Consider the following 13,831-nt stretch of genomic DNA (forward strand, 5'->3'; position numbering starts at 1 on the left):
GTTTTAATCCCTAAATCAATTCCGACACTTGGGTTTTTAGCATCAATTTGAACGGGCTTAACTTCTACTACAAAGCTTAAAAAATAGCGATTAGCAGAGTCCTTTAGTACAGTTACAGAGCTAGGCTCTGATGGTAACTCCCTAGACCAAATAGGGCTAAGATTTCCAATTTTTGCTAAGTACACGGACTCACCTTTGATAGAGAAACCTGTTTTAGCAAAAGTTGCAGACTGACTGTTAGTCTTTTTTTTGAATTTTGGTTGACCCACTTTCTTGCCTTTTCTCTTCCCTTTTAGGGAATCAAAATAGTTTTTGTAAGCAACCTCTAAATGTTTGAGGGATTGTTGCAACGGCACGGACGAAACATCGTTCAACCATGCCCTTTCTTCTGTCTTTTTAGATATAGTTAGAGACTTGGATAGAGTGTTGTACTCAGGATATTTGCCACATCTACTAACAGCCAAGGCATCGTTCCAAACAACTCTTACACAACCAAACAACTGAGCCAAACTATGGCGTTGTCTATCGGTTGGATAGAATCTGTATTGGAACCTTGCTTTCATTTTTTTTAGCTGTTTTACTACTTTAGTATGCCATACTATTTTAACACAGTCAGGAAAATTCAGAAGGAATTAAAGCCGTCCTAGAACGACGGGGTTTTAAACCCATTTCTTTGAAAAATTACCGATTACCGCTCGACTTCCTCTTCCACATAAACTCTCAATTTCTCCAAATCTGGAAGTTCGACCAATTCTTTTTCCTTTTCCTGAACAGAGATTGGCATCATCACAGGTTTGCGGTGTTCTATCCAGCAACTCGCCAGCGGTAAAGTTTGTTCCAAATCTTCCAAAGGCCTCGGAATTACCATCACCGCGTTCAACTCGCCAATGCGTTCAGCTTCGTACATCCCGGCTTCTACGGCGACTGCGACATCTGCAACTGCACCGCGAATAATTGCCGTACACAAACCTGCGCCAATTTTCTCGTAGGCGGCCAAGTGTACGTCTGCAGATTTGAGCATAGCATCGCAAGCACCGACCATTGCCGGAAATCCCCGCGTTTCAAGCAAACCGATCGCCTGATTGCTCAGTCGCGAATAATTGCCGCTTTCGGAGAGTTCAGTCAGCCGAAAGCCGATCGGCAAAACCACTTCCAAATTAGCCAAAGGTCTGGCAATCACCAATTTAGAAACAAACTGTCCGAACTGTTCTGCTGTCTGAGCTCCCGCTTCCACAGCCAAACGCACGTCCGAAATTCTGCCCCGGACGATCGCCGTACAGTGACCGGAACCAATTTTTTCGTATCCTACTAAAATCACCCCCGCCGACTTCAGCATCATGTCAGCAGTCCCGACAATCGCCGGAAAACTCTTGGTAGATACCAAACCCAAAGCAGTATCTTTGAAATATTCTTGGCGCTGCGAGTGATCGGGGTCAATTTTACGATCTATTTGTCCGTCCATCTTCAATTACCTTTAGAAACTTCTCAAAATTAAAATTTGTGGATAATTGTAGTTTCTCAGATGACAAGACAGACTGCACGAGCTGCCAGACACAGATTTCTGTTGCAAAGCCTTAAAAATTGCTGAGCTACCAATAATATAAGATTACCTATTTATATTTTTTTATTCTGCCTTCAGCATAGCTGCCTTTTGCTGAAATGACCACGCCCCAACATTGTCAATACAAGCCCTTGACAGTTTTGAGGGTCAAGCCCAAAATTCAGACAAAATTTCAATCTCTCAGATCGATCTGCGAAATAAATCTCAAATCTCAAATCTAAAATCGACTTACCGCTACCCGGAACCGCCCGAGAGAGTTTGACCGTTTTCCTCCGATCGATTAAAAGCTTGTCGGTGCGGAAACAGCGTCCCCAGCAGCCGATTGATGTGAGCTTGGCCGTACAGAATAGTTGGGGTATCTGCTGGTTGGGGCTGGTCTGAGGCAGTGTCTTGCAGCGGTTGTGGGGATGTCTCCGGCGGTGTTTGAGGCTGTGTAGGGGCGGCGGCGGTTGGCTCATCGATCGGTCGATCGACGGCTGGCGTACTAACTGGGGGAGGTTCCGGTTCCGGTTCCGGGGCTGCTTCTGCTTCTGCTTTTGCGGTTACTTCTGCTGGTACTTGACGGCTGGTATCTCCGATCAGAGAACCGGCTGGCAAAATTTGCAGTTTGTCGATAGAAGGATTAATCAGGGTTGTCGCCGCGCCTATACAGGCATTTTCGCCGATCGTCCCCGCACCTACTACCAGCACCCCTGCACCCAGAATCGCGCCCGCCCCGATTTCCAGATCGCCTTCACGGGCGTGAAGGATAGTTCCCATACCGATACACGCACCGGCGGCTATCGAGATCCGACTTCCCGGATCTGCTTGCAGGATGACTCCTGGGGCGATCGCCGCACTCTCATTCACAACCACATCGCCACTCATCAAAATCTGAGAGTTGCTAGTTAATTGCAGTGGCGATAAATACATTCAACTTTACCATGAAATGAGCTATTTTTTTAGAGAAAAGGACTTTAATTTATGGGTTTTATTGACTCAAAAAAATTAACCGCATCCATCCAATAAACGAGAAATTACTAATATTGAAAAGCTCGATCGAGACTGAATCTAAACCTAAATTACGCAGGCTTAAACTTGCGTACCTTACCCATGTAAGTAACGCATCAAACCTTTTTTGCCTAAATTTTGTTCGGGCTTTAAGATTTTTTATAAAGTTTGAGAAAATCTTAAATTTTTCCCAAAAATTCTCAATCGAACTGTCTAACTCTCTAAAACCAAACTTGAATCCTAGGGTTGGTTCTCCCATTAGCCCAACGCGAGCACTTAACGGGAGAAACCAGCTAATTACCAGGCGTTCTTAAGGGCGCTGGATGATTTCTTCGAGTACGCGGCGTTTGGCCTTGGAGTCGATACCCAGCAAGCGGACGTACTCGCCGCTGTGTTCTTTGAGACAGCTTTCGAGGGCGGAAATCACTTCGGATTCGCGGTTGGATGCGATCGGCGCGCAACTACTCCAAGAACCGGTGCGGAAACGGCGCGCGTCGGCGTGTTCGGTGCCAATTTTGTAGCCTTGGGAGAGCAGGTTGCGGATTTGGTCGATCGCCTTGCCGGTCAAGATGCCGCTGCTGGCGACCGCACCTGTGTAAGCTTCTTTACCTTTCCCTGCTTTGAATCCCGAGGTTGCACCAGACTGAGCCGATTGAGCTACTGGGCCGTCGGGACGCTGAATAATTTCTTCAACCACGCGGCGTTTAGCTTTCGGGTCAATCCCGATCAAGCGCACGTATTCGCCAGGATATTGGTTCATCACAGATTCTAAAGCGGCGATCGCCTCAGATTCATTTCTCGTTTGCAGCGAAGCCCCGCTTTGCCAGGAACTGGTACGGAAGCGGCGCGCGTCGGCGTGTTCCGTCCCCACTTTGTAACCTTGACTTAGCAAGCCGCGAACAGTCGCCACTGTTTCCGCGCTCAATTTGCCGCTGCTGGAGGCAGAACCGGTATTGCGGTGAGAAGCTTGTGCAAATTGACCGTTAGATTGGTGAGTTTTTGCGCCGTTAGAACCGCTAGAGCCGTTTTCTCCCGGTCTTTGGACAATTTCTTCGAGTACGCGGCGCTTGGCTTTGGTGTCAATCCCGATCAAGCGGACGTATTCTCCTTGGTGGTCGGCCATACAAGCCGACAAAGCTGCGATTACATCTGAGTCGCGGGTTGAGGAAATCGGGCCGCAAGTGCGCCAAGAACCGGTACGGAAGCGGCGCGCGTCGGCGTGTTCCGCTCCCACGCTGTATCCTTGGGCTAGTAAATTGCGGATGCTATCAGTTATAGAAGAACTCAATTGGCTGCCGGTTTGAGTAGAATAATTCATTTGAGTGATATTTGAGTTTTTAGCTTGCTCGTTGCGAATTGGTGCTAGACAGGCAATGTTGTCAGCGCAGCGATAACCCGTTCTCAGAGCGTCATTGATGCCGATGACGTGGGTCGCAAATTTTACATCTGAATCTAGAACATCTGGCAAGCGATCGGCTTGCTGCTGATTAGTGATGACAGCTCCCGAAGGTATGTACTTACCGGGGGGAATTTCTACATCTTGAATTAATACGTGCATCATTACAATGCACCCGTTTCCCACCCTGGCATTGAACACCGTAGAGCGAAAGCCGATAAAGCAGTCGTCGCCCACGTAGGCAGGGCCGTGAATTAAACTCATGTGCGTGAGCGAAGTATTTTTCCCCACCCACACAGAATAAGATTTGTCGTCGTCTCCTGTGACTCGGCCTTGTTCTAGGCCGTGAATCACTACTCCGTCTTGAATGTTGCTTCCTCCTCCAATATAAAAAGGAGTGCCTTCATCGGCGCGGATAGATGTCCCGGGGGCAATCATCACATTAGAACCGATATGCACATCCCCAATAATGTTAGAAAAGGAATGTACGTAGGCGGTATCGTGAATTTTGGGCTCAGCCAAGTTTTTCGACCAAGGCGTCGGGGGAGCCGCAACGTTGCGGACTGCCATAAATTAAGTTCTCCTAAGCTGAAAAATTTTTTTGTTAGTTGTTAGTTGTTAGTTGTTAGTTGTTAGCTGTCAACTGTTCACTGTTCACTGTTAGCTGTTCACTGTTCACTGTTAGCTGTTCACTGTTAGCTGTTCATTGTCAACTGTCAACTGCCAACTGCTTTCCTGTCAACTGTCAACTGTCAACTGCTTTCCTGCCAATTGCTTTCCTGTCAACTGCTTTCCTGTCAACTAGCGGTACGGGTCGTCTTTTTTACTGTAAATGAGGCGGTTTTCTACATTGACAGTATCTATAATGCCTACTACCAGAGCATCGATCGGACGGTTTTCGCTGCCGGGCGCGATCCGGGCTGCGCTACCTCTGGTCACTAAAACCCATTCATCTATACCAGCGCCCACACAGTCAGCCGCTACTTCATATCCGGGAACTGGCAAACCTTCTTCATTGATGAATTGCAGGAGTAGAAATTTCGATCCTCTCAGCGTCGGCTCTTTTTGGGTACTGACAACTGTGCCGAGAACTTTGGCCATTTGCATTTTAGGTAATTGGTAATTGGTAATTGGTAACTGTCATTTTTTCACAGAGTCACTTGTCTTTTTTAAATTAGCTTTCCTCAGTCCGATGTCTGCAAAGAGAGTTTTTCGTCTAGTAACTAATGACTCGTGACTAATGACTCATGACTGATGACTAACAACCAATATCCCATGCCCGCATCAATTAAAAATTAAAAATGCTAAATCAAAAATTTCGCGCTTTTTAATTTTTAATTTTCAAGTTTTAATTACCAAATGCCCCGAACAGCCGATCGCCCGTCTTAAGATCTGTTGAGAGGACGAATACCGCTGACGCCTTCACGGAACTGTTCTACAGCTTCGGTATAGCGAATGGGTAGCACGTACTCCAAGTTTTCGTGAGGGCGGGCGATAATGTGGGTGGACATCACTTGTCCGCCGTTAACGCGCTTCACCGACTCTACTCCAGCGGCTACGGAAGCTTGCACTTCCGAGACATCTCCTCTTACAATGACTGTAACGCGAGCGCTACCGATTTTTTCGTACCCTACCAAGGTGACGCGGGCTGCTTTGACCATTGCGTCTGCTGCTTCCACGACTGCGGGGAAGCCTAGGGTTTCGATCATGCCAACTGCAATTGCCATTGGTTTTACTCCTGATTGAATATTTGGGGAACTAAACTGTTAATTTTTGACGAGCGTACTGATTTTAGTCCAACTTTTCGTCAAATTAATTTTCTGTGGGCTAAGAACTTAGTAGCCTCGGAACTGTTCTACTGCTTCTGTGTAACGAATGGGCAGAACGTATTCTAGGTTTTCGTGGGGGCGAGCGATGATGTGGGTAGAGACTACTTCTCCGCCGTTCACCCGCTTGACGGATTCCACTCCGGCTGCGACTGAGGCCTGGACTTCCGACACGTTGCCACGCACAATCACTGTGACGCGGGCGCTGCCGATTTTTTCATAACCCACAAGGGTAACGCGAGCAGCTTTGACCATAGCGTCGGCAGCTTCCACAACGGCGGGAAAACCTTTTGTCTCAATCATTCCCACGGCTATTGACATTTTTGAATCTCCAATTTAAGCATGAGTGGAATTACCGTTACAAATCTTTGAGAAATCTAAAAATTTGGACGGGGAAGGCCACATTATTTAGGAATGCAGTGTAAAGCTTCCTATCCTTATAGAATAGGGGAATCTGTCCACCTTGACAATATAATCTAACATCATAATGTTTAATAACAAAAATTAAAAATTTTTATGTTACTTAAAATAATTTAATATTTATTTAATAATCTTAAGATTCAGAGGAGTAGATGTGGGTGGCGATCGGGGAGTCGAGTGAGTAAAAATACCTTAAAAGTAGAGTTCGGTAGGTGAAGGCAGGGTCGATCGAGGTTGGGAAATTTGGGGATTTCCAAAGGGGGATCGCGAGCAAACAGACACAAAAGGCAGTGTTTACCAATCTGCGGTCTTTTTTTTCTTTGATTGCCGATTCTGAGAAGGCAGTAATTTTGTAGTCACATAATTATCATTTTTGATGCTTTAATGTATAGTTAATTTTGGGTGCAAATTATTTTGCCAGAACTATACGATCGGGTTCAGTCAAAGTTTTAGGGTGTCGGGCGATCGCCCGGAACTGCCTTTGGATCGAGGCAGGCAGTAATTTAAAGTTTCAAGGATAAATTAAATGACTGAATTTCTCCTCCAAGCCTGTTGGTGGGTTCCTTTATATGGCTTAATTGGCGCAATTTTAACTTTGCCGTGGTCTACAGGAACCGTTCGCACCACAGGGCCGAGACCTGCAGCTTACTTCAATTTGTTGATGACTGTATTGGCTTTCATCCACGGAACGGTGATTTTTAGAGCAACGTGGGATCGACCCCCCCAACAGTTGCTCGTACACTGGGTGCAAGCAGCAGATTTAAATTTGTCTTTTGCCATAGAAATCTCCACCATCAGCGTCGGAGCAATGGAGTTAGTTACAGTTCTGAGTCTGCTAGCACAAATTTACGCTATCGGCTACATGGAAAAAGACTGGGCGCTAGCTCGATTTTTTGGGCTGCTCGGTTTTTTTGAAGGAGCAATTAGCGGAATTGCCATTAGCGACTCGCTGCTGCTAACTTATGCTTTGTTGGAATTGCTGACGCTTTCAACTTATTTGCTAGTCGGGTTTTGGTACGCTCAACCGCTGGTAGTAACGGCGGCTAGAGATGCGTTTTTAACAAAGCGTGTAGGAGACGTACCGCTGCTGATGGGAGTAGTGACGCTTTCTACTTTAGCGGGAAGTTTGAATTTTTCCGATTTAGAAAAATGGGCGGAAACTGCAACTTTGTCTCCTTTGGTAGCGACTCTTTTAGGTTTGGCTTTAATTGCTGCACCTACAGCCAAGTGCGCTCAATTTCCGTTCCATTTGTGGCTAGACGAGGCGATGGAAGGGCCCAACCCGGCTTCGATTATGCGGAATACGGTTGTTGTAGGTGCTGGCGCTTATATTTTGATTAAACTTCAGCCTGTTTTAGCGCTGTCGCCGGTGACTGGTGTGGTGTTGGTCGTTTTGGGTGCGGTGACGGCGGTTGGTGCTTCTTTGGTGGCGATCGCCCAAATCGACCTCAAAAGAGCCTTATCGCATTCTACCAGCGCTTCTTTGGGTTTAGTGTTTATCGCGGTGGGACTCAATCAAGTTGACATTGCTTTGCTGTTGCTGTTCGCGCACTCGATCGCCAAAGGACTATTATTCATGAGCGTAGGGTCAGTGATTCTGACAACCAACACTCAAGATTTAACAGAAATGGGTGGGTTGTGGTCAAAGATGCCTGCCACAACAATGGCTTATTTAGTAGGCGCTTCAGGGATGGTAGCGCTATTACCAATGGGTAACTTTTGGGCGATGCGGCGCTGGCTCAACGGTTTTTGGACAGTGCCCTTGTGGTTGGTAGTTGTATTGCTTTTGGTTAACTGTTTAACAGCCCTAAATTTAACTCGCGTATTCGGTTTAGTGTTTGCAGGAAAACCGCAGCCGAAAACTCGCAGAGCTCCAGAAGTCGGTTGGACTATGGCATTACCGATGGTAATTTTGACCGTGATCGGGCTGTTGGTGCCTTGGATGTTGCAGCGGTGGCAACTGTTAATTAGTTGGACTGGGCCTTGGGCGAAAACCGGGGATTTTGATACTTTAAATTTGCTGTTGAAGACTCTAAATGTTCCGCTTTTGATGTTATCTGGCTTTATTGGCGTTGCGATTGGGGTGGCGATTTATTGGTACGGAGTTTTACCTAGACCAGTACGGCTGCCGTTGCCCGCGGTGCAGGATTTGTTTGCTTACGACTTTTATATCGATCGAGTTTACCGCTTGACTGTGGTTTGGGCCGTAGCTTCTATTGCTCAAATCAGTGCTTGGACTGACAAGTACGTAGTAGACGGGGTGGTGAATTTGTTCGGTTTTGCCACAATTTTCAGCGGCGAAGGGTTGAAGTACAGCGGAACCGGTCAGTCGCAGTTTTATGTGTTGACTATTGCGAGTGGGGTTGCTGTGTTGCTCGGGCTGATTCTTTGGCTTTTTTGAACCGCAAATGAAAGGTGGATTTACGGGGATGAATGCAGATGAATTGTTTTGAGTTTGTCTGTTTTTTTTCTCGTTTTATTTAATCTCAATCGGTCACAATTGTGCAAGCGGAATTTTCCCATCGGGTAAAAGTTCGGGTATTGAAATTGTGTCGTAATGCGAGCGTCCCCGAAGAGCGAGTATTATACACCTCGCTCTTCGGGGACGCTCGCACTCCAAGAAAAGATATTTTTTGCAAAAATGAGATGATCCCATTTAATTGGCAAATCTTATCGATCGCTAATACTTCAGGTTATAGGACGATTCCAGAGTCATTGGCATCTATGTTAACAAGAAAATTGAGCGATCGCTTTTTTATGCAGTTCCTTTGCGTTAATGTTAAATATAGTTCTAAAAGCTACGTAACAAGGGAAGTTTGAATTGATGCTCAGTGCTTTAATCTGGATACCAATGTTGACCGCCGCTCTGATTGGGTTCTGGCCCAGTGCGGTGAGTTCTAAAGTAGTTCGGAATGCCTCTCTCGTCATTGCGGGCGTGACTTTTATTCTCTCGGTGATTGTAGCTGCTCAGTTTGATATCAGTACGAGTCAGTTGCAGTTTTCGGAATTTGTTCCTTGGCTCGATGCTTTGGGATTGAATTACAATCTCGGTGTTGATGGTTTGTCTCTGCCTTTGGTGATTTTAAATACTCTACTGACAGGGGTCGCTATTTACGCTACGGATGATTCAATCCGCAGACCTCGACTTTATTATTCTTTGATGCTGTTAATTAGTGGTGGAGTCACGGGAGCTTTTTTATCTCAAAATTTGCTGCTATTTTTCCTGTTTTTTGAGGTAGAATTGATTCCGCTTTACTTGTTGATTGCGATTTGGGGCGGCGAGCGCCGGGGTTATGCTGCTACTAAGTTTTTAATCTATACTGCATTTTCTGGCATGGTTTTGCTGGCTTCTTTCTTGGGAGTAGTTTGGCTCAGCGGTGCTTCTAGTTTCGATATGGTTGGTGCAGCGGGTGTATCGCATTTACAAGGTGGATTGCCTTTACCTTTGGTGAGGCAACTTGTGTTGCTCGCTGGGGTGTTACTAGCTTTTGGAATTAAGATTCCTTTAGTACCTTTTCATACTTGGCTGCCGGATGCTCACGTAGAAGCTTCGACTCCTGTTTCTGTGCTGTTAGCGGGGGTGCTGTTGAAGTTGGGAACCTACGGAATGCTGCGCTTTGGTTTGGGTTTGTTCCCCGATGCGTGGGCGGTGGCTGCGCCGATTTTGGCGAGTTGGGCGGTGGTAAGCGTGATTTACGGGGCGAGTTGCGCGATCGCCCAAAAAGATATGAAAAAAATTGTAGCTTACAGTTCGATCGCTCATATGGGCTACATTTTGTTAGCTAGCGCCGCAGCTACAGAGATTAGTACGATCGGAACTGTTTTGCAAATGGTTAGCCACGGTTTAATTTCAGGGCTACTATTTTTGAGTGTCGGTATTGTTTACAAAAAATCTGGAAGCCGCAACATTGACGTGCTCAAAGGTTTGTTCAATCCCGATCGCGGTTTACCGATGATTGGTAGTTTAATGATCCTCGGCGTGATGGGAAGTGCCGGCATTCCGGGGTTATCGGGATTTATTGCTGAATTTTTGATTTTTCGGGGCAGTTTACCAGTGTTTCCAGTGCAAACTGTGCTCTGCATGATCGGCACTGGTTTGACTTCAATTTACTTTTTAATTATGGTCAACCGTGCCTTTTTTGGCCGCCTTTCCGATTTGGTGGTGAATTTGCCACAAGTCCGCTGGCGCGATCGCATTCCTTCGCTGGTTTTAGCAGTAATTATCGCCATCATGGGAGTGCAGCCTGGAGTTTTAGTAGCTTTGAGCGAGAAAACTGCGATCGGCTTAGTATCGGCTGTGCCCGCACAAGTTCAACAAGTTGCTCACAACTTGGAGTGAAATCTTCCATAGGTGCGATCGTTCGGACTTCAGTCCTCTTCAAATTCTGAAGACTGAAGTCCACACAATCAAACCTTTCTCTGGATTCTGAATTTCTCGGTAATAAAACAGTTATTCAATGAAGGTTGAAATCTAATGACAACTACCGTATTAAAACCCTCTGCTCATCCTCTATCCGCCTACATTGACATCTTGGAATCAGGCAAAGCTTTGCTTCCAGAATCAACGGAAAATGTAGTAGAAGTAGTCGGCATTCTCAAAAGTTACGGTGTGGTTCTAGATGCCTACTCCCTCAATCTTAACTACATCGCTGAAGAACAATTTTTAGTGCTTTTTCCGTTTTTTAAATATTTTAACGGAGAAGTGACTCGACCGAAATTAATCCGCTATTTGTGGCACGACCGCATTAATTTTGAGTATGCTGAGTATGTGATGAGAACCATGCTTTGGCACGGCGGCGGGGGTTTGGACAGTTATTTGGATTCCCCGGAATTTAGCAGTTTGGTCGAAAAGGCGATCGCAGCTAAGTTAAAAGGCAATTTTTTCATGCAGGGACTGCACAAAGTCTTCCCTAATTTTTTGCCGGAACAAGTGCGGATGCTGGCTTACTACACCGGGCTGGGTCAGTTTTGGCGGGTAATGAGTGATTTATTTATCGATTTGTCCGATCGCTACGAAGCAGGTGAAATTAAGTCCATCGCTGAGGTAGTTGATTTTATCTTAGCAGGTTTGGTCGGTGCCGCCAGTCTACCAATCACCTACAGCGTCAAAATTGGCGATCGAGACTACGATATCATTCCAGCCTCGGCAGGTTTGACATTTTTAGCAGATGTAGCAGTCCCTTATGTAGAGGCAATTTTCTTTCGAGGTACTGCATTTTTTGGAGTAGTTTCATACAACGCCCAAGCACATCAAATCCCCGAAGAACAAAAAGATTTTGGCTACGGTGCTTTATTTGCTGACCCTTTGCCGATCGGAGGCGCAGGCATTCCGCCCACTCAATTGATGCAAGATATGCGGCATTTTCTGCCGGATTATTTGCAAGAAATTTACCGCAGTAGTTGTCGCGGCGAAGATGATGTGCGCGTGCAAATTTGCCAAAGTTTTCAGAAGTCGATGTTTTGCGTGACGACTTCGACTATTTTGGGTTTAGCACCTCATCCGATGAATACCTCAGATCCAGAGGAAAAAAAGGCTAATCGGGCTTATTTGGAAGCTTGGATGGATCGATTTGGCAATTCTCGTTTGGATTGGGCAAATCAGCCAACTAACAGATCTTGTCAGTTGTTCCCAGAACGTTAGTCATTAGTCATTAGTCATTAGTCATTAGTCATTAGTTAACAGTTAACAGTTAACAGTTAACAGTTAACAGTCAACAGTCAACAGTCAACAGTTAACAGCTAACAATCCCTAATTCCCAATTCCCAATTCCCAATTCCCAATTCCCAATTCCCCCAACTACTAGATTCTGACTAGAAGACTCAGACCATGAGAGTCGGTGCCGCAAGTTCCCAACAAACCGTAAGTTTCTGCTAAATCTTTGACTAAAGCAGTTTGTTTGGGACTCGGTTTCCAAGGACAGGGATTGCCGTAAGCATAGTAAGTTTCTACGCCGTCAATGCCGAAACGTGCTGCTTCTGGGATGAGTTGATCGGCGGTCGATCGATACCGGCAAGGATGTGCTAGAACGGCTAAACCTCCAGCTTCCTGAATCGCTTCAATTACCCTGGCTGCGGAATAACAAGCGTGGCCTTCATTACCTTTACCTCGCAAGTAAGGTGCGAGACTGGGATGTTCTGGATCGAAGGCGTAAGCGAGAATGTGTACGTCGTTGTTGAGCAATTCAGCATTAATTTCAGCCCCTGTCCAAAGAGTCGGTGCAGCGCTAATTTTGTCGGGATGGTTTAATTTCCAATTATCCAGCCATATTTGAGCTTGAGCGTAGCCTTTGGTGCTGTGGTGGTCAGTAATAGCTAAGCCTTTGAGGCCTATGGCTATTGCTTGTTCCATCACTTTCTCTGACTGCGATCGCCCGTCGGAGTTAACCGTGTGGAGGTGGAAGTTGTAGGAACCCGGACAGCTATCGGCATTTATTGTCTGCAAGACTTGTTTGAGGGCCGAGATATTCTGGGCTTCTGGTTTGAGACCAGAACTTGGTGAGGAAGCGAGATTGACCGTCATAAGCGTTAGTATAAAAAAGACTAGCTTTGTTTAATATATCTAATTTATTTAAAATTTGCGGGCTTAAAAATTTGTGCTTGGCTAAGGGGGCTTGACCTTGATGGCTGAGAACTTTTGTGCGAAAAGCACGAATAAATTAGGGTAAAGCAGAAATAAATTAGTAACCCTAGGGTGCGTCGCGATGGAAAATTCATCAATAAAAATCGACTGTTTCTAGTGAACGATGCACCTGTATCATCGCCAGTTTAATAAACAACTTTTTATTTAACTATTCCCCAACTATTCTATCAGATCAACATTATTCCTAGGATGCGTCGAACAAAGAAAATGACGCAGCATAAAGATAAAGAGCAACAATCTGATAGATGCGTAGGCAGCGGAAATCGCTTAACAAACAAGTATTCGCCGTAGTGAAACGGAGGACTATTTGCACTTTGTATAAAGCAAATTTTAGGTAAAAAAAGTACACTAAAAATGCGGAATATAGGGTCGATGCCAAGAGCGATCGCCCTCTCGCCATCCGGCTTTTTTAGGCTCAGTCAATCAACTTAAAAAGGGCTATATATAAGGTGAGAATCTGTAAAACTGTAGATTAAAAATTGTATAAAACAATGGCAGCATTCCCTAGGAATACTAATAATATCATGTCCGGTAGATTGACCGATGGCAGATTGGTTCGTAGCGCAGACTAAAGTCCGCACTACGAATGAACTATTTTTGTTATAACTGGAGTTTAGAGTAAAAAACGATCGCATCTAAAAGTAGCTGCCTTTGAAGATCCGGCAAGCTGTTGCTCAAAAACTCAAGAGAGAGAAGGTTAAATAGCCAATCTTGAAGACTTTTTGCGTCGAGAAACCCGTTTTTTCACAGTGGGATAGCATGGTGCCTTGGTACGTACCTTTCCTTGTTCCCAGCCGGGGGATTTTCCCCTCTGCGCAAGGCATTTTTGCGGGAGTACCAATGTCAACTAAAACCGACAACATTGATTGGGCAACAGGTCCAGGAGTTAAATTGATACGCTTCAGATTGCCAAGGGAGTTAATTTTCCACCACTAAATCCCTAGCTAGCCAAAGTTGCCAACTCATCAATGGCATTAAATCACTCCACCGCTGGTGAT

11 protein-coding genes are annotated in these 13,831 nt (G+C 45.6%); 3 read left to right on the forward strand and 8 right to left on the reverse strand.

The features are described 5' to 3' along the window. From QUA01_RS26675 to QUA01_RS26705, 7 genes are all read right to left on the reverse strand, one after another. Positions 1 to 563 (reverse strand): RNA-guided endonuclease InsQ/TnpB family protein (locus QUA01_RS26675; protein ID WP_333093520.1); only part of this gene is annotated, 563 nt, incomplete at its 3' end. A 125-nt stretch (positions 564 to 688) separates the two neighbouring features. After that, positions 689 to 1,462, reverse strand: coding sequence for a carbon dioxide-concentrating mechanism protein CcmK (locus tag QUA01_RS26680; RefSeq protein ID WP_333093521.1), 774 nt, complete (start codon positions 1,460 to 1,462; stop codon positions 689 to 691). A gap of 333 nt (positions 1,463 to 1,795) precedes the next feature. Beyond that, positions 1,796 to 2,473, reverse strand: coding sequence for a carbon dioxide concentrating mechanism protein (locus tag QUA01_RS26685; RefSeq protein ID WP_333093522.1), 678 nt, complete (start codon positions 2,471 to 2,473; stop codon positions 1,796 to 1,798). 388 nt (positions 2,474 to 2,861) lie between these two features. Next, positions 2,862 to 4,517: a ribulose bisphosphate carboxylase small subunit gene (locus QUA01_RS26690; protein ID WP_333093523.1), complete on the reverse strand. Its 1,656-nt coding sequence runs from the start codon at positions 4,515 to 4,517 to the stop codon at positions 2,862 to 2,864. A gap of 231 nt (positions 4,518 to 4,748) precedes the next feature. Then, positions 4,749 to 5,054: a EutN/CcmL family microcompartment protein gene (locus tag QUA01_RS26695; RefSeq protein WP_333093524.1), complete on the reverse strand. Its 306-nt coding sequence runs from the start codon at positions 5,052 to 5,054 to the stop codon at positions 4,749 to 4,751. A gap of 278 nt (positions 5,055 to 5,332) precedes the next feature. Beyond that, positions 5,333 to 5,674, reverse strand: a complete 342-nt coding sequence (locus QUA01_RS26700; RefSeq protein WP_006635058.1) for a carbon dioxide-concentrating mechanism protein CcmK — start codon at positions 5,672 to 5,674, stop codon at positions 5,333 to 5,335. Between the two features lie 108 nt (positions 5,675 to 5,782). Further along, positions 5,783 to 6,094 carry a carbon dioxide-concentrating mechanism protein CcmK gene (locus QUA01_RS26705; protein WP_006635059.1) on the reverse strand — a complete coding sequence of 104 codons (312 nt, stop codon included), beginning with the start codon at positions 6,092 to 6,094 and terminating at the stop codon, positions 5,783 to 5,785. Between the two features lie 625 nt (positions 6,095 to 6,719). Between QUA01_RS26705 and QUA01_RS26710 the strand changes: the two genes are divergently transcribed. The 3 genes from QUA01_RS26710 (at position 6,720) to QUA01_RS26720 (ending at position 11,834) form a co-directional block, all read left to right on the forward strand. After that, positions 6,720 to 8,594, forward strand: a complete 1,875-nt coding sequence (locus QUA01_RS26710; RefSeq protein WP_333093525.1) for an NAD(P)H-quinone oxidoreductase subunit F — start codon at positions 6,720 to 6,722, stop codon at positions 8,592 to 8,594. A gap of 423 nt (positions 8,595 to 9,017) precedes the next feature. Further along, complete coding sequence (locus tag QUA01_RS26715) at positions 9,018 to 10,532, forward strand: NADH-quinone oxidoreductase subunit M (RefSeq protein ID WP_333093526.1); 1,515 nt, start codon at positions 9,018 to 9,020, stop codon at positions 10,530 to 10,532. Between the two features lie 135 nt (positions 10,533 to 10,667). Then, positions 10,668 to 11,834 (forward strand): CO2 hydration protein, encoded by a 1,167-nt coding sequence (locus tag QUA01_RS26720; RefSeq protein ID WP_333093527.1) that lies wholly within the window; start codon positions 10,668 to 10,670, stop codon positions 11,832 to 11,834. 159 nt (positions 11,835 to 11,993) lie between these two features. Here the strand turns inward: QUA01_RS26720 and QUA01_RS26725 are convergent, their stop codons facing one another. After that, positions 11,994 to 12,713, reverse strand: coding sequence for a PHP domain-containing protein (locus tag QUA01_RS26725; protein ID WP_333093528.1), 720 nt, complete (start codon positions 12,711 to 12,713; stop codon positions 11,994 to 11,996). Positions 12,714 to 13,831: the final 1,118 nt, after the last annotated feature.

The organism is Microcoleus sp. S36a_B3 (assembly GCF_036700745.1).
Taxonomy (GTDB): domain Bacteria; phylum Cyanobacteriota; class Cyanobacteriia; order Cyanobacteriales; family Microcoleaceae; genus Microcoleus.

What these genes read in the sequence shown, in the direction of transcription:
- QUA01_RS26680 (WP_333093521.1), bottom strand. Translation starts at nt 1,462, where the DNA reads ATGGACGGACAAATAGATCGTAAAATTGACCCCGATCACTCGCAGCGC.
- QUA01_RS26725 (WP_333093528.1), bottom strand. Translation starts at nt 12,713, where the DNA reads ATGACGGTCAATCTCGCTTCCTCACCAAGTTCTGGTCTCAAACCAGAA.
- QUA01_RS26685 (WP_333093522.1), bottom strand. Translation starts at nt 2,473, where the DNA reads ATGTATTTATCGCCACTGCAATTAACTAGCAACTCTCAGATTTTGATG.
- QUA01_RS26695 (WP_333093524.1), bottom strand. Translation starts at nt 5,054, where the DNA reads ATGCAAATGGCCAAAGTTCTCGGCACAGTTGTCAGTACCCAAAAAGAG.
- QUA01_RS26700 (WP_006635058.1), bottom strand. Translation starts at nt 5,674, where the DNA reads ATGGCAATTGCAGTTGGCATGATCGAAACCCTAGGCTTCCCCGCAGTC.
- QUA01_RS26690 (WP_333093523.1), bottom strand. Translation starts at nt 4,517, where the DNA reads ATGGCAGTCCGCAACGTTGCGGCTCCCCCGACGCCTTGGTCGAAAAAC.
- QUA01_RS26710 (WP_333093525.1), top strand. Translation starts at nt 6,720, where the DNA reads ATGACTGAATTTCTCCTCCAAGCCTGTTGGTGGGTTCCTTTATATGGC.
- QUA01_RS26705 (WP_006635059.1), bottom strand. Translation starts at nt 6,094, where the DNA reads ATGTCAATAGCCGTGGGAATGATTGAGACAAAAGGTTTTCCCGCCGTT.
- QUA01_RS26720 (WP_333093527.1), top strand. Translation starts at nt 10,668, where the DNA reads ATGACAACTACCGTATTAAAACCCTCTGCTCATCCTCTATCCGCCTAC.
- QUA01_RS26715 (WP_333093526.1), top strand. Translation starts at nt 9,018, where the DNA reads ATGCTCAGTGCTTTAATCTGGATACCAATGTTGACCGCCGCTCTGATT.